The sequence below is a fragment of the Algoriphagus sp. NF genome (assembly GCF_028823735.1).
Taxonomy (GTDB): domain Bacteria; phylum Bacteroidota; class Bacteroidia; order Cytophagales; family Cyclobacteriaceae; genus Algoriphagus; species Algoriphagus marincola.
The window spans coordinates 1-14,809 of the sequence record NZ_JAPEIB010000023.1; the positions used below are offsets into that span (position 1 = coordinate 1).

Genomic DNA, 14,809 nt, shown 5'->3' on the forward strand with positions numbered 1-14,809 from the left:
TTTACCCACGTACTTACCTTGGATTTGGTAGAATGATAAAAATTCAATCGGTGAACCTATAGCATCCCCGATAGCACCTCCCATCAGACAACCTTGAAAAACATTTTTTTTATCAAATTTTTTCAATCCATAGTCATGGATGACTGCCCAAATATTATGGTAAGTTTGCAGCTTATCTTCCTAACTCTGTGTTTTGGCTATTTACCCTTTGAAATTTGGGTAATCTAATTCTGCCATTTGCCGGAGTAGAATCTCTCCCATCTCTTTTTTGGAAGCAAAAACTCTCCAATGGTAATCCCCTTCTGGAGTATGAAGAATCCGGTCTTCGGGAAATATCTCCGCCAAATCCTTTTTTACCCTTGCTCTCACCAAAACTTGCTCGGGATCATCTCTATGCTGTACGATTGAGAAAAATCCATTTTTACTTGCTATTCGCATATTCAAAATAATATGTCTAAATCTAAAAAATTAAGTGTGATAAAGAAAGTTTATTCAGAGCTTTAGACACTAAATGTCACAGATATCTCGAATTAAGTTCAACGATTTATGAGCTCATTTAAATCCTCAAAACCTGTATAGTAGCCTCTCTGATCAAAAACTTCTACATCCATTCTCCAAATTTTTACCGCTATTGCATACTCGATTTTTAAATATTTGAGCAGCTTCCCGATTTTATCTTTCCCACCTCTTAAGGGCTGTAAATCCCAATCGGTAGCCAATCTATTTTGGAGGCAGTATTGGTACAGCTTAGCAACCTTGATAAAATCATTAGTGTAAGTCTCTCCGGTACCATCATTATCCAGGTAGAGCTCTACTTTAAGCCCCTCCTTTAAAATATCAAGCATCAGCCGCATAATGAGATTGGCGGTACTGTTTAAAATGATGGCTTTGAAATCGGTGGCTCCAGAAAGCTTCAGATAGCTCAGAAAGTCAAACCAGCCCTCAAAAACCTTAATGCTTTTCACAGTCCCAATAATCTGAATCGAAATGCCTCCTCCGAGAATGTTCCCCTTGAAAATAGAGGATCGAAGTACCCATCCGCCCGATTCATTTGGAAAACCCACTGCGAAATATCGCTTGCCTTTGTTCTGCCAATGAACTTCTTTCCCGAATGGAGCTATATCCTGAAGATCAATTCCCCTTCCTTGAATGTATTGTATCAATGCATCGTGGTTAATCTCAGAAACTTTCTCTACCACTATTTTTTGAGGAATTTCTGGTTTTTGTCTTGGAAGAGTCTCTCTTATCGGAAAAGTACCGGAAAGGCTTTCCACCGACTCGAAAAAGGTTTTGTTTTCAAATTCCTGCACTGCTGCGATGACGTCTCCACCCTTTCCAGCGGCATGGTCATACCACACATTAGCTTTGTCATCCACCGCAATAGAACCAGTTCGCTGTTCCAAAAAGCCAAAAAAAGATTCTTTGCCGTGGATGCCTTCGTATTTCAGAAGTCCTGATCTGACTAGGCTATGGAAATAATCGAGCACATGGAATTCCTGTTTGATCTTGGCAGCGGCTTGTTTTACTTCTGAGTATTTCATAATATCTACATTTTTATATAAATACATCTATACATAAATAATGCATCTTATTGATTTAAAGGAGTCTTGTCTTTCCTTTTGTCGTGAATTGTCGGACTACCTGCAAAAAGAAAAAGAGGGGGTAGGGGTAAGTGGAAATCGTACGATTCGCACACCTCGTACCCCTCGTACCGTTCGATTTTTACGATTGAGTTTACTCGTCCAACTCAAGTTGCTTGAGCCATTTCCTTACAGCTCCTTCTGACACTCCGAGTTCCTGAGCTATCTTCACATTGGTATGGCCTTCATTTTTGAGTTCCAAGGCCTTGGTCTTCATTTGAGATTTATCGACCGGATTCAACTGCTTTAAATGATCCGACTCTCTCCCAAACTGGAGGAAGCGAAACGAACTGAAGTTGGAGTCTTTACCGATTTTACAGACCAGGACATTTTCAGAGGGATATTTAAAAGCACCATACCTGACTTTTATCTGCTTCAAGTATTTAATGGAAGGGTCTTTTTGACTTTCACCTACAGCAAAACAAGAATCGATCAGGTTAATAAAGCTCTTGCTACCTTGGATATCATTCCTACTGATCGGAGCAAACAGATTTCTTTTTGGAGTATGGGCAATGAGCAAAATCGACCACCCATGAATCTTCTTCAGATTGTTTAGCCTTATTAAAAAAGGAGTGGTATTTCTAGCCTTCTCATTATCTGAAATCACACAAGACAAATTGTCGATTACGAGGATTTTTGCACCGGACTTGGAGGCCTGAACCTCGATCTCTTTAAAAAGAAAGCTTTCATACTCTTCAAAAGCCTCATCAAATCCATAAGGATTGATTTCTGCTCTCAGAAAAAGGTCACTGAATTCGAAATGATCAAAAAGGATATCCCTTTCCTTATCGTATTGAGCATATCTCATTTCAAATTGCTTGGCAGTCAATTCCAGGTCGAAGTAGATGACTTTGGACGCTTTCAGTTCCATCTCCAATCCCAGGGTTGGAACACCTTTAGACACACTGTCGATGATTTGTACTGCAAGCAAGGACTTACCTTGATTGGTATCAGCGAAGAGTATACATAACTCTTCCTCATACCAAAATGGACCAAAGATCTTTTTTGGAATAGGCTTGGTTTTGGCTTCATCCATCCATTCGTTGGCGGATTTGATGATTAGAAAGTCTCCGGAACGCGAATCGTTCGATTCTGTATATTGATTTATTGAGGTCATATTTTTTAGGCAATAAGGTTTCGATTAGCATTTTGGAGTAAATGCTATTTTTAAATTCTTAGTAAAATTTTAGGATTTATCCGATTAGATATTGGAATCTAAACGTGATTGGAGTTGAGGTTTGAAAAGTTTTATAAACCACCTTGCCTAGGTTGATTTTGATCAAAAGAATGTTCAACTTGGAGCATGTTTTTAATTTTGAGACGGTTAAAAGCAAACCAAGGAACTGCCTATTGCGCATTTTCAACGAAAGGAAAGGATGGTCATCCTTTCCTTTTTTAATTCTCAAACTCCCCGGCAAAAAACCTATCCACCTCTCTCTGGTGAATAAACCGTCGTTTCCCTCGATACATAGAGCGAAACTCCTGGCCTTTGGATTCGGAAACTGATTCCATTTTTGAAATCGAATAATGAGATTTCACTCCCGTTGCCTCCATGAATTCTTGAAGGGACAACCATTCATCTTTGACGGATTTACTGGCTGGATGAATGCTCGAGATTCTCTCTTCTAGATTCTTGAATTTCTCTTCCAGCCATTTTTGGCTAACAGCCGCAAACGGAATAAAAGTGTCTTGATTCATTGTGATTTGAGTTTGATTTACTCAAATATAGAGAAAAAATATAATATCGGTCACTGGTGTCCGATTTTTATTGATTCAAATCAATTGGATTCAGTCGATAATAATGAAGCATTTCAGAATCGAATCGATCATCCATCCATTTTTTTAAACCTGCAATATTCTGATTGTCATCAATTACCGCCATCCTGAATTGAAGCCTATCTACCTCCGGCCAATTCAAAGATTTATAAGTTCTGAAAAAATCGAATACCCGTCTGACTTCTTCAATTTCTATGCATCGCTGAAAAAGAGTGAGATCAAGATGCTTTAAACCTGACAGAAACCGAGTAGGACCGGCAGCATTAAACAAATCAATCAAGTCTTGATCAATTTCTGCAAGAATCTTTATCAATTCCTTTTCCTCAAAAACTTGATCAAAATAATCAATGACCTTCTCTAAGGCAGTATTCTCAAATACCTCATTTACCACCATAGAAGGTATAAACTCAACCGCCAAGACATCCTCAAAATAGTCTCTAAGCAGTTCAATGTGTTTAACTTCCTCTTCAATTAGACTGATCACATCTCTATTGAAATTGCCTAGGATCGAGGAATCTCCACCATTTTCATTCACAAATCGTATCCCTAGCCTTGATGCAAATTTGGTTTTCGCATTCTTGTACCTCACCATGACATATAAAGGAAAGCTAGCAGCCGATTTTCCAATCTTCTCCAGTTCCTTGCCGTGGTAATGTTTAATTGCCAGTTTAGTTTTCTTTTGCATACTTATCGCTGAATGAAGGAAAGGATTCTCTTATAGGTTTCCAGGGTTCTTCTTTCGGTGTAATATTTCTTAAGAACCGAGCCTGGCGAATGTCCAAATATCATTCTAATATCATTATCATCCATCCCAAGTCGATCTGTCCATGTTCCGAAAGTCTTTCTTCCTACCTTATTTGAAAGCACATCAGGAAATTTAATTTTCTCTGCAAGGACTTTCAGGTTCTGATTAAACTTTTGCTCTGAAATAGCCACGCCTGCAGGAAAAAGATAATCTCCACTTTCTTGAAAATACTTTTTGACGATACGTTTTGCGGTATCATTGAGAGGAATCCAAAATTCTTCCCCGTTCTTTTTTCTCTCTCCTTGAAGTACCAAGTGTTCAGGATTATCTTTTAACAAGTTCCAATCAAACCCACTTTCAGAACGAATTGCAATCAAATCATTATAGTAAAGGGCTGTATTGCACAGCAAAAGGAAAAGATCCCTGGTGATTTCAAGTCTTTTCTCATTAGGAGAAAATTTCATTTCAGACAGCAGTTCATACTGCTTATCATTAACGTATATGATTTTATCAGGCCTTTTGGTTGACTCGACATCCAGTCTTTCAAATATTCGTTTCTTAAAAAGAATCCCATACTGGTCACAATACTCCCGATAGATTACCTTCAGACGATCCACATATTTGGCAACTGTGGTGTCGGAATTAATATCTGTTGATTCGCTCCGCAAGAAATCAATAAACCCTAAAACAAAGGCCTCATCCAAATCAGCCATGACAGCCTGGCTTTTATAGCTATCGACTAAATTCTTTAAGGTCACATATACTTTTCTTGTTCCTTCTGCTTTCTTTGAAGAAGCCCCAAATTTGAGAGAATAATCGATGTAGGATGAAATTTTATCACTTGCCCCGGGAGCATTTGTTCCATTGACACCTTTTATTCTTTTGCCTTGGTGTTTTACCAGATATATGTTCTTCAGTTTATCAGCAGTAAGAACCTCACTCCGCTTATAATAATCCTGGATGATTTCTTTGAGATGATGAATTTCCCTCGCAATTACACGATTATGAAAATCCGCGTACAGGTATTGGCCATTGACCCATTTTAATGGTTTTCCAGACCAAGCATTTTTTGGAATCTTTTCAAGGTTGAGATTAATGTAGTGCCTTCCTTTTCGATTAATGCACAAATAGATCGCTTCACCGTCGGGCGACTTTTTACTTTTCGGATTCAAAACCGCGGATATTTTGAAATCTATCATGGTTCAAAATACCGAAAAAATTCAAGGCGGACAAGAAAGGGGACAAATTGGGGGACAAAAAGGGGGACAAAATCATTGGAATTTATCAGAATCAAATAGATTCGAAATAGTTCTAAATGCCTGAAAAACAAAAAACTCCGAACAAATTTTACATTGTTCGGAGTCTAAAAGTAGCGGGAACAGGACTCGAACCTGTGACCTTCGGGTTATGAGCCCGACGAGCTACCAACTGCTCCATCCCGCGATATATTTTTATATAATCATTTCAATTTTCAAACGAGGCCCGACGAGCGGACCCTGTCCCGATATATTTCGGGAAACTGCTCCATCCCGCGATATATTGTTAAAACTTAATCGTATTTTCTTTAGTTCCATTCGCCCTTCCGGCGAATTGTGGTACAAAGGTAAAGACATACTGTCAAAAATCAAGTACCTTTGTGAAAAATATTTTAAGAAATGAATCCACAGACGCATCAGGCAGGCTTTGTCAATATCATCGGAAAACCCAATGTGGGCAAATCTACCCTGATGAATATCCTCGTCGGTACACCCGTTTCGATCATTTCTCCCAAATCACAAACCACCCGTCACCGCATCCTTGGACTCTCGAATACAGATGATTACCAGATCGTATTCTCCGATACTCCGGGAATGCTCAAACCTCAATATGAGCTCCACAAAAGCATGATGTCTTTTGTCAATCTTTCATTGGAGGATGCCGATATCATCTTATTTGTGACGGATCTTTTTGAAACTGATGCGGATATTGAACCGATCATCACACGAATCAATAAATCCGGAATCCCTGTTCTCTTGGTCATCAACAAAATCGACTTGGCAAAAGAAGGGCAATTGGATAAGGTCACCGAATATTGGACCTCAAGAATTGAGGCCGCTACCGTGATTCCTATTTCCGCTTTGGAAAAGTTCAACACAGAGCGAATCATGCAGGAAATTTTAGACCGCCTACCTGTTCATCCGCCTTTTTACGATAAAGAGGAACTAACAGACCGTCCGGAGCGGTTCTTTGCCTCCGAGATCATTCGGGAGAAAATATTCAAAAACTATAAAAAAGAAATCCCCTACAGCACCGAAGTGGTGATGGAGGATTTCAAAGAAGACACGGATATCATCCGCATGCGAGCCACCATCTTTGTGGAGCGCAATAGCCAAAAGGGAATTCTCATTGGTGAAAAAGGCAAAATGCTCAAGAAAGTGGGTATTGAAGCCCGGCAAGATTTGGAAGAATTCTTTGGCAAAAAAGTCCATCTGGAAACCTTCGTCAAGGTGGAACCGGACTGGCGTAAAAACAAACTCAAACTTAGAAAATTCGGATACGATCCCTCTTAAGTATGGCAAATATCGTAGCAATTGTAGGAAGACCTAATGTAGGCAAATCCACACTCTTTAATAGACTGGTGGAAGAGAGAAAAGCCATCGAGGATAATGTCAGCGGGGTAACCCGGGACCGACACTATGGGCATGCCCAGTGGAATGGAAAATTTTTCTCGGTCATTGATACCGGCGGTTATGTCACTGGATCTGATGATGTATATGAGGCGGAAATCCGCAAGCAAGTCAAACTGGCCGTAGAAGAAGCCGATGTAATTCTTTTTGTCACCGACTGTCACGATGGCTTGACGGATTTGGACAAGGAATTTGCTAATGAACTTCGAGACAGCAAAAAACCTATCTATATCGTAGCCAATAAGGCAGATAATCAAGAAAAGGCTTTTATGGCCAATGAGTTTTACGCTTTGGGTATTTCCGATTTTGAAATCTTTCCCATCGCTGCTACCAGTGGTAGCGGAACAGGCGAACTTCTGGACCGTGTGGTAGAGCATTTTGAAGACGAAGGAGTAGAAGATCCTGATGCTGGAATTCCAAAGATTTCTATCCTCGGCCGTCCTAATGTCGGTAAATCCTCTTTCTTAAATGCCCTACTTGGAAAAGAGCGATCCATCGTAACCGATGAAGCCGGAACAACCCGGGATGCGATCCATACTCGATACAAGCTTTTCGGTCAGGATTTTATCATCACCGATACAGCGGGGATCCGAAAGAAGGCAAAGGTCAAAGAAGACATTGAGTTTTACTCTGTCATGCGCTCCCTCAGGACTTTGGAAGATTCGGATGTAGTCATCGTCATGGTAGATGCATCCAGAGGACTGGAGTCTCAGGATGTCAATTTGATTTCCCTAGCCATCAAAAACAATAAGGGAATCATGATCATGGTAAACAAGTGGGATCTGATCGAAAAGGACCACAAGACCATGAACAAGATCAAGGATGAAATGATGGAGCGATTGGGAGAACACAAATGGATCCCGATCATTTTCACTTCGGTAGTTGAAAAGCAACGAATATTCCAGGCGATCGAATTGGCCGTGAAGGTTTATGAAAATAAAAATAGACGGATAGCAACTTCCAAATTGAATGATGTGATGCTGCCTGAAATCGAGCATTATCCACCGCCAGCTTGGAAAGGGAAGTACATAAAAATCAAATATGTAACCCAATTGCCGACAAAAAATCCGGTGTTTGCTTTCTTCTGCAACCTTCCGCAATACATCAAAAACCCTTATACAAGATACCTGGAAAATCGCCTTCGTGAGAATTTCGAATTCGATGGAGTACCGGTAAAAATCTTGTATAAAAACAAATAAAAATAATTTTAACGGCAATTTGCAAAATTGACAAAACTTCAGATACCTTTGCACCGCATTTAAAAAAACACAACAAATGAACAAGGTATTTGCAATTTTCGCAATCGTCGGTTTGATGGCCACTGCATCTTGCGGCAACAAAGAAGTAAAAGAAGAAGAAACAGTTGAAACTGTTCAAGAAGCGACTGAAGGAGCTGTAGAAGCTACTGAAGAAGTGATCGAAGATACTACTGACTCAATTGAGAATGCTGCTGAAGTAGCTGTTGAGCAAGCTGAAGAAGCAGTAGAAAACAACTAATCACCCATTCTTCTCAAAATTAAAGAGCTCCGTATTCGGGGCTCTTTTTTTTGTTTCTATTTTTAGATTGTCAGAATTATTGAACCTTAGAATCCACAGATATCAGTAATTTCCCAACATGGATCAATCCGAAAAACTTCGCGATATTCTATCTGCAAAAGTCCCCTCAGCAAGCCTGGAGTATTGCATAGATCTTTGGAAACAAGAGAAGTTTAATTTCACCGTAACCCGCGAGCGAAAAAGCAAATTGGGGGACTTCCGATGGAAGCGAGATCAATCGCTGCAAACTATCACCATCAACGGGAATTTGAACCCTTATCAATTCCTAATTACGTATATCCACGAGGTGGCTCATTTATTTGCTTTTATTCGGTTTGGTCTGAATATCCCACCACATGGACAAGAATGGAAGCGAGTATTCAAGAATCTGATGTCTCCCCTGCTTCGTAAAGAAGTTTTCCCTCAGGATCTTTTGATTCCTCTTGTCAGACATATGCAAAATCCCAAAGCTACTTCAGCTGGGGATCTTTTTTTGACAAAGGAGTTGAGTAAATACAACAAAGCAACTTCGGGAATTGAAAAAAGCTTCCTTTCCGACTTGAAACCGGAAAGTATTTTTCAGCTCAATGGCCGAAAATTCAAAAAGAAAGAAACCCGAAGAACACGGGTTCTTTGCGAGGAAATTCCCTCAGGGAAACGCTACTTGATTTCTCAATTGGCCCAGGTAGAAGTGGAGAGCTAATAAGAGGGAAGTTGGAAGAAGGAAGTAGGGAGTTCACAAAAAACCTACTCCCGCTCCTCGCCGATCTGATTGTCAGGTTGGGAAAAATCCTTGGGCTGAGGAAGATCTTGGATGGAGTTTATCCCAAAGTATTCCATAAACTTTGGCGAAGTACCATAGATCATCGGCCGGCCAATTTGTTCAGATTTCCCTTTGATTTCGATCAGTTCTTTCTCCAAAAGTTTCTGAACCGAATAGTCGGAATTGACGCCTCGAATCTGCTCGATCTCTCCCTTTGTCACAGGTTGCTTGTAGGCAATGATAGAAAGTGTCTCTAGTTGAGCAGTTGAGAGACGCTTCTGACTCTGTTGCTTGAGTAGTATCGAAATACTCGTCTGATAGGCCGGTTTGGTCAAAAATTGATACCCTCCAGCGATTTTTTCGAGAGAAAAAGAAAACTCGTCCTGCTCATATTTTTTTATCAACTGCTCCAAAGCTTCATCGATGTGCTCACCCGGCACTTCTGACTCAAACATCTCCGATAGGCATTTTTGAATCTCGGCTTTCGGAAGTGGCGCAGGACTGCAGAAAATCAAGGCCTCAATATGACGGGGAAGAAAATCCACTTTTATTTCTTAGCCAGCTTTGCTTCTATAGAATGCATGGTATGAGGTACTGCGCGCAATCGCTCCTTCGATATCAACTTTCCAGTATCCACACAAATGCCATAAGTTCCATTCTTGATCCTCACTAGCGCATTCTCAAGATTGATCACAAACTTCTGTTGACGGGCTGCCAATTGACTCAGACTTTCACGCTCAAGCGTATCTGCTCCATCCTCGAGTAATTTCGAAGTAGACGCTGTATTGTCCGTACCACTATCATTCTTTTTGCTGAGAGATTCCTTGAGCATTCCCAACTCTTCTTTAGCACTGCTCAATTTCTTCAAGATGATCTCTTCAAATTCCTTTAATTCTTCTTGAGAATAGGATGTTTTTGCTTCCTGGCTCATGGCGATTCTATTAGGTAATAATTCTTTGACGTACTGGACTTTTTAAAGTTCCCTAAAATACGTGGGGGATCGCAAATACAAAAATTTAATTTTACTCTCGATGTAAAAAACCCTTCCAAATTGAAGAAATGGCCCTATTTTTAAATTATTCCACATCTAAAAAAACTTAATCAAGACATGAATAAAATCTTCCTTTCATTCCTTTCAATTTTAATTATTTCTTGGTCTTGCTCACAGCCAGCTGACAATCAGTCGGTTTCAGAAGAAAGCACAACACAATCTGAGTTTGCACTTGCTATCCATGGAGGAGCAGGCACCATAAAAAGGGAAAACATGAGTGAAGAACAGGAGGCTGAATACCGTGCGAAGCTTAAAGAGGCGCTCGATGCCGGTTACACTGTCTTAGAATCCGGAGGTGAAGCGCTGGACGCTGTCATTGCTGCGGTGAAAGTCATGGAGGACAGCCCCTTGTTCAATGCCGGAAAAGGAGCTGTCTTTACCAATGAAGGGAAAAATGAAATGGATGCGGCTATTATGGACGGAAGAGACCGAAACGCAGGTGCCGTGGCAGGGCTGACTACCGTCAAAAACCCAATTACCGCAGCACGAGCTGTAATGGAAAATTCACCCCACGTATTTATGACTGGTGCCGGAGCCGAAGTTTTTGCAAAAGAACAGGAGCTCGAACTGGTATCTCCGGACTACTTTTACACCGATTTCCGATTTCAGCAATTGGAGAAAATCCGTGAAACCGAAAAAACACAACTGGATCACAGCTCACTTTTGGAGATGGAACTTCAGGATCCCTTTTTCAAGGACCGAAAGTTTGGAACAGTAGGCGCAGTAGCCCTTGATAAAAATGGCAATATCGCCGCAGCTACTTCCACAGGTGGAATGACAAACAAGCGCTATGGCCGAGTAGGTGATGTACCAATTATAGGAGCCGGCACCTACGCAGATAATGCAACCTGCGCAGTTTCAGCTACTGGACATGGGGAGTTTTTCATTCGAACTGTCGTCGGCCATGAAATTGCCTCTCAAATGCGGTATGGGAATAAAAGTCTCAAAGATGCCGCAAATGATGTAGTCATGAAGCAATTGGTAGAAATGGGAGGTTCAGGCGGAATTATTTCCATCGATCGTATGGGGAATATCGCGATGCCTTTTAACTCTGAAGGGATGTATCGTGGCTACCGCAAAGCCGATCAGGAAGCTCAGGTATTTATTTACAAGGACGAAAACTAGTAGCCTTAGGCAATTCAAAAAAGCCGCATTCTACTGCTAGAATGCGGCTTTTTACTGAAGTCAAAAATGATCTAAGCTACTGCCTGCTCATTGTTGAGGATTTTTTCCAGCCGCTTTTTGAGGATCATTTCGTCGGCATCGATTTGATAGCGCAACTTGAGATATTGCACCACCTCCGAAATCGGTTTTGATTCCACGATGCAAAGTTGTTTGAGAGCTTTGTTGATTATTCCGGGTTCCATGGTTTGGGCGCGATTTGTTACTCTAAAATACTGATTTTTAGCAAATCATGTTTCGTAAACTGATAATTTTTAGATATTTTCTGCAATAATGATTGTTTTTTTGACATTGCGAAGTCTTCCTTGCAGATCAAATAACTCAACCAACAAAACATAATAACCCGTCGGCAATCTTCTACCTTGAGAGTCTGTCCCTGTCCAAGTGTATAGTCCTTGGGTAGCCAAAATCTCATTTTGCGCAAGTACAGACACGATTCTGCCAGAAATATCATAAATCTTGAAGCTTCCTACCCAACCTGATTGATCCAATTGATATCGAATCGTCGTGAAGGTATTTCCTTGACTCCCCTCAGGATCAAAAATCCCGGGATCAATTTGAATGAGTTCAGCTTCAAATTCTCCCGGTATCCGCTGAGAATTTATCCTACCCGGTGTAGCATATTCTTCATTCCCCGAGGCTGAGTGCCAATTTCCTGTAAAATCAGCCGGTGACCCAACCGAAACCCTTTCCAAAGAAACACCCTTCGTCTCTCGTAGCAAAGGATGATGCAGCTCCTCATCGTACTCAAATTTTTCGGCGATATCCCCCTGAGCATCTATGAGCACTACCGTACCTCCAGAAATTGGGTAAGAAGGCAAAGTCCTTATCTCAAAAAATCCTCCATTTGCAGACTTGGGATAGTCCATTTTGAGTCGCTCGGAATCTGTACTGATGGCCAAAAGGGAATCCGGAGAGATCACCAAGCTCTCTTCAGAGAGCGTCCGGACTTGGTCAACCTGTCCCAAATCATCCAAGTTGGCCAATTTCCATTTCCCAATTTCCAGATAGTCTTCAGTCGGATTATAAAGCTCCACGAACTTAGGGCCTCCACTGCGCGGGTCAAAAAGCAGCTCATTAAGAAAGACTTCGCCAATTTTTGCAGTTCGTGGTCGGATGATTTCAATTCCAGTCTCTTCCAATTGATTTCCACTACAATCGGCAACCCCGTCCAATCTTAATTGATAGGATTGATTGTCAGCTATAGTCTCTGAGAAAAATAAAAGAATCTGATTTCCTACTACTCCTACTGAATCGAGCGGCAAATTGGGTTCAATTTGGAAGTCCTGAATAGTCAAAGTTGATTGGATAGGCTCTGAAAAAGCTAATACCAAGCTTAGGGAATCAGTGAAGGAGTAGCTTATAAACTCAGGAGCGAAGGTATCGGGAGTAAGATCAAAGACAGAGTTTTCTGTTCCGGGAGTACCTCGGGCTGGAGATTCAGAGGGTTTGAGAAATTCGCTTTGCTCACAAAGCAGATTAGGATTAACAACTTCCAAACTGTAACCTCCACCGCTAAGCTCTGAATCTCCCCAAGTTGCCGTGGAATAGCTGATTTGATCTATTAACTCTCCATTTTGAGTGAGAAGACTAATTTTATCCCCTGAATTAAGCAAGGTGGGCCAAGGTTCAACCGCAAGGACATTTCCATATTCACTCAGTAAGACAGCCTGACTAGCAGGAGCCAAGATCAAATAACCCCCTGATTCCATCCAAAAATCTTCTAAAGTAGATTCGCTTCTGGAATTCCGAAAACTCATTCCTCCAAGCCTGATATCCTTGTCACCCAAATTAAGAAGCTCGACATATTCCACATTGGGCAAGTCATTTCCATCCCGAGGAGCCGGCATGATTTCATTTATTACCAAATCCTTAAATCCGATAACTGTTGGATCTTCGAAGCGAAAAGTAAGGGTCGTATCCCTCAAAAAATTTCCCGCCAAATCAGGAATTTGACGAATTGTGAGAACATAGCTTTGACCCGATATTAATGGCTCTTCAAAATCCAGATAAACCAAGGAATCAAAAGCCAAACTTGCATTGATTGGCTCCTTGTCATCTAGCGAGTAATTGAGTTGGATCTGAGAGAAAATAGCATCCAAGGCTTCAGAAAAGCCTAATTCTACTGTCATAGGCCCAAAACCTCTTACCGATTCCAAAGTCGGGGGCTGCAAATCCTTCACAAAATCTCCAAATTCAAAATCATCCAAAAGCCAACGAGCCGCACTTCCTGACCCTGGACCATATTCGATTTTCAACCGAAAAAAGATTTCCTCTAAGCCGAGGAGTGAGTCGGGTAACTCAATTTTAAACTGGCGAAAAATCTGATCCTCATTCGCAAATTCCGAATTGTCTCCGATTTGTACCATTTCGGAAAAACCTGAGTCTAAACTTTCCACAAACTCATAAAAAACCAATGCGGGTCGGCTACCACTTCCATTGCGGATCGATCGTGCCCAGAATTGTATAGCAGGATTCTCAAAATCAGCAGGAGAAAGCCGAACAGTTAATTCTCCATCGAAGGTAGAAATAGGCTGAACCGCCAAACACCGACTTCCCTCCTTTCCGGAGGAATTAGATTGAAAAATTCGTGAAGAGTTTTCTCTCAACTCATTGCCGCGCCAACCTGGAATAAATTCATCGGGATCATTTACAATTCTAAAATCCTGTTCAAAATCCTCCTTTTGATTCGCTGCTTTCAGAGCACCTATCTGAGACAGAAACAGTATTAAAAGAAAAAGTCTGCCTAAAAATCTGATCATAAACCTATTAGACTAGCACCTGTAAACTAATTTACTAAATCTACAAGAATAATTTTAATCTCACCCGAATAAAAATCCTCCAAGGTCCAGGCTCGTTCCCCAATAGTTAATCGGTCAGGTTGAGCTTGTTTCGTAACAAAACCAGAAAGGGTCAGTTTTTTATGAAAAGAGCTTATGAGAGAATATCAGATACATTACAAAAACGGTGAGACAAAATATGCCCAATGCGCCGGCAGGGATGACTTACTAAATAGGTTTTTTGACGGCGATGAAGAAAAACTAAAGGCCGAAGTAAACTTGCTGAGATGGGAATCTTCAGCTATGTTTTTTACGGAGGATCCTCAAACAGGGAAAGTAGACTCCCAAATTACCACTGCGGATTCCAACCCTTATGGCTGGAGAAGAGAAGGTGAATTTGATGACTAGTGAATTTCTTTCAAGGAAATAGCATGAGGTATCAGTGGAAGGATTTAAAAGTCTCCTTACTTGAGAACTGTCGGTGCGGCAGGGATCCGAATTTGATAAAAAGTATTTGAGTAAGTCAATAATTCTCAGGATAAACCTGAAAATGAATACATAGCTATTACTTTTGCAAACCGATACATTAACCTATTTAAACCATCATGAAATCGAGCCTACCTTTCGCAGGCAGGGATTCCATGTGACCGCTTAAAGACAAATTATAACA

17 protein-coding genes and 1 tRNA gene are annotated in these 14,809 nt (G+C 40.9%); 6 read left to right on the top strand and 12 right to left on the bottom strand.

Annotated elements, in window-relative coordinates; genetic code table 11:
- The 8 genes from OU792_RS18675 to OU792_RS11865 all read right to left on the bottom strand — a co-directional run.
- On the bottom strand, window positions 1-84 hold an 84-nt coding region (locus OU792_RS18675; protein WP_446698895.1), incomplete at its 3' end, for a hypothetical protein.
- 117 nt (window positions 85-201) lie between these two features.
- The gene (locus tag OU792_RS11835; RefSeq protein WP_274670274.1) at window positions 202-438 is read right to left on the bottom strand and encodes a hypothetical protein; all 237 of its coding nucleotides are present in this window, start codon (window positions 436-438) and stop codon (window positions 202-204) included.
- A 98-nt stretch (window positions 439-536) separates the two neighbouring features.
- The gene (locus tag OU792_RS11840; RefSeq protein ID WP_274670275.1) at window positions 537-1,541 is read right to left on the bottom strand and encodes a toprim domain-containing protein; all 1,005 of its coding nucleotides are present in this window, start codon (window positions 1,539-1,541) and stop codon (window positions 537-539) included.
- Between the two features lie 193 nt (window positions 1,542-1,734).
- Window positions 1,735-2,757 (bottom strand): AAA family ATPase, encoded by a 1,023-nt coding sequence (locus tag OU792_RS11845; RefSeq protein WP_274670276.1) that lies wholly within the window; start codon window positions 2,755-2,757, stop codon window positions 1,735-1,737.
- 278 nt (window positions 2,758-3,035) lie between these two features.
- On the bottom strand, window positions 3,036-3,338 hold the full coding sequence (locus OU792_RS11850; protein ID WP_274670277.1) for a hypothetical protein: 303 nt from the start codon (window positions 3,336-3,338) through the stop codon (window positions 3,036-3,038).
- Between the two features lie 67 nt (window positions 3,339-3,405).
- Window positions 3,406-4,101: a hypothetical protein gene (locus OU792_RS11855; RefSeq protein WP_274670278.1), complete on the bottom strand. Its 696-nt coding sequence runs from the start codon at window positions 4,099-4,101 to the stop codon at window positions 3,406-3,408.
- A 2-nt stretch (window positions 4,102-4,103) separates the two neighbouring features.
- Window positions 4,104-5,360, bottom strand: a complete 1,257-nt coding sequence (locus tag OU792_RS11860; protein WP_274670279.1) for a tyrosine-type recombinase/integrase — start codon at window positions 5,358-5,360, stop codon at window positions 4,104-4,106.
- Between the two features lie 171 nt (window positions 5,361-5,531).
- Window positions 5,532-5,604: transfer RNA gene (locus tag OU792_RS11865), tRNA-Met, on the bottom strand.
- 212 nt (window positions 5,605-5,816) lie between these two features.
- On the opposite strand from OU792_RS11865, the gene era reads away from it, so the two are divergent.
- The 4 genes from era to OU792_RS11885 all read left to right on the top strand — a co-directional run bounded on the left by era (window position 5,817) and on the right by OU792_RS11885 (window position 9,066).
- A complete protein-coding gene (era, locus tag OU792_RS11870) occupies window positions 5,817-6,710 on the top strand; it encodes a GTPase Era (RefSeq protein WP_026947831.1) in 894 nt (297 codons plus the stop codon).
- A gap of 2 nt (window positions 6,711-6,712) precedes the next feature.
- Window positions 6,713-8,026, top strand: a complete 1,314-nt coding sequence (gene der / locus OU792_RS11875) for a ribosome biogenesis GTPase Der (RefSeq protein ID WP_134199791.1) — start codon at window positions 6,713-6,715, stop codon at window positions 8,024-8,026.
- A gap of 76 nt (window positions 8,027-8,102) precedes the next feature.
- Window positions 8,103-8,324: a hypothetical protein gene (locus OU792_RS11880; protein WP_134199789.1), complete on the top strand. Its 222-nt coding sequence runs from the start codon at window positions 8,103-8,105 to the stop codon at window positions 8,322-8,324.
- A 118-nt stretch (window positions 8,325-8,442) separates the two neighbouring features.
- A complete protein-coding gene (locus tag OU792_RS11885) occupies window positions 8,443-9,066 on the top strand; it encodes a SprT-like domain-containing protein (RefSeq protein WP_134199787.1) in 624 nt (207 codons plus the stop codon).
- 44 nt (window positions 9,067-9,110) lie between these two features.
- On the opposite strand, the gene scpB is transcribed toward OU792_RS11885, so the two are convergent.
- Window positions 9,111-9,671, bottom strand: coding sequence for an SMC-Scp complex subunit ScpB (scpB, locus tag OU792_RS11890; RefSeq protein WP_026947827.1), 561 nt, complete (start codon window positions 9,669-9,671; stop codon window positions 9,111-9,113).
- 2 nt (window positions 9,672-9,673) lie between these two features.
- Window positions 9,674-10,057 (bottom strand): TraR/DksA family transcriptional regulator, encoded by a 384-nt coding sequence (locus OU792_RS11895; RefSeq protein WP_026947826.1) that lies wholly within the window; start codon window positions 10,055-10,057, stop codon window positions 9,674-9,676.
- 177 nt (window positions 10,058-10,234) lie between these two features.
- Here OU792_RS11895 and OU792_RS11900 point away from each other — a divergent pair, with 177 nt between their 5' ends.
- The gene (locus OU792_RS11900; RefSeq protein ID WP_274670280.1) at window positions 10,235-11,302 is read left to right on the top strand and encodes an isoaspartyl peptidase/L-asparaginase family protein; all 1,068 of its coding nucleotides are present in this window, start codon (window positions 10,235-10,237) and stop codon (window positions 11,300-11,302) included.
- A gap of 71 nt (window positions 11,303-11,373) precedes the next feature.
- Here OU792_RS11900 and OU792_RS11905 read toward each other — a convergent pair whose 3' ends face one another.
- Both OU792_RS11905 and OU792_RS11910 read right to left on the bottom strand, forming a co-directional pair.
- Window positions 11,374-11,544: a hypothetical protein gene (locus OU792_RS11905; RefSeq protein WP_155847198.1), complete on the bottom strand. Its 171-nt coding sequence runs from the start codon at window positions 11,542-11,544 to the stop codon at window positions 11,374-11,376.
- Window positions 11,545-11,613: 69 nt separating this feature from the next.
- On the bottom strand, window positions 11,614-14,121 hold the full coding sequence (locus OU792_RS11910) for a lamin tail domain-containing protein (RefSeq protein WP_274670281.1): 2,508 nt from the start codon (window positions 14,119-14,121) through the stop codon (window positions 11,614-11,616).
- A gap of 174 nt (window positions 14,122-14,295) precedes the next feature.
- On the opposite strand from OU792_RS11910, the gene OU792_RS11915 reads away from it, so the two are divergent.
- Window positions 14,296-14,547, top strand: a complete 252-nt coding sequence (locus tag OU792_RS11915) for a hypothetical protein (RefSeq protein WP_274670282.1) — start codon at window positions 14,296-14,298, stop codon at window positions 14,545-14,547.
- Window positions 14,548-14,809: the final 262 nt, after the last annotated feature.

What these genes read in the sequence shown, in the direction of transcription:
- OU792_RS11835 (WP_274670274.1), bottom strand. Translation starts at nt 438, where the DNA reads ATGCGAATAGCAAGTAAAAATGGATTTTTCTCAATCGTACAGCATAGA.
- OU792_RS11840 (WP_274670275.1), bottom strand. Translation starts at nt 1,541, where the DNA reads ATGAAATACTCAGAAGTAAAACAAGCCGCTGCCAAGATCAAACAGGAA.
- OU792_RS11845 (WP_274670276.1), bottom strand. Translation starts at nt 2,757, where the DNA reads ATGACCTCAATAAATCAATATACAGAATCGAACGATTCGCGTTCCGGA.
- OU792_RS11850 (WP_274670277.1), bottom strand. Translation starts at nt 3,338, where the DNA reads ATGAATCAAGACACTTTTATTCCGTTTGCGGCTGTTAGCCAAAAATGG.
- OU792_RS11855 (WP_274670278.1), bottom strand. Translation starts at nt 4,101, where the DNA reads ATGCAAAAGAAAACTAAACTGGCAATTAAACATTACCACGGCAAGGAA.
- OU792_RS11860 (WP_274670279.1), bottom strand. Translation starts at nt 5,360, where the DNA reads ATGATAGATTTCAAAATATCCGCGGTTTTGAATCCGAAAAGTAAAAAG.
- era (WP_026947831.1), top strand. Translation starts at nt 5,817, where the DNA reads ATGAATCCACAGACGCATCAGGCAGGCTTTGTCAATATCATCGGAAAA.
- der (WP_134199791.1), top strand. Translation starts at nt 6,713, where the DNA reads ATGGCAAATATCGTAGCAATTGTAGGAAGACCTAATGTAGGCAAATCC.
- OU792_RS11880 (WP_134199789.1), top strand. Translation starts at nt 8,103, where the DNA reads ATGAACAAGGTATTTGCAATTTTCGCAATCGTCGGTTTGATGGCCACT.
- OU792_RS11885 (WP_134199787.1), top strand. Translation starts at nt 8,443, where the DNA reads ATGGATCAATCCGAAAAACTTCGCGATATTCTATCTGCAAAAGTCCCC.
- OU792_RS11895 (WP_026947826.1), bottom strand. Translation starts at nt 10,057, where the DNA reads ATGAGCCAGGAAGCAAAAACATCCTATTCTCAAGAAGAATTAAAGGAA.
- OU792_RS11900 (WP_274670280.1), top strand. Translation starts at nt 10,235, where the DNA reads ATGAATAAAATCTTCCTTTCATTCCTTTCAATTTTAATTATTTCTTGG.
- OU792_RS11905 (WP_155847198.1), bottom strand. Translation starts at nt 11,544, where the DNA reads ATGGAACCCGGAATAATCAACAAAGCTCTCAAACAACTTTGCATCGTG.
- OU792_RS11910 (WP_274670281.1), bottom strand. Translation starts at nt 14,121, where the DNA reads ATGATCAGATTTTTAGGCAGACTTTTTCTTTTAATACTGTTTCTGTCT.
- OU792_RS11915 (WP_274670282.1), top strand. Translation starts at nt 14,296, where the DNA reads ATGAGAGAATATCAGATACATTACAAAAACGGTGAGACAAAATATGCC.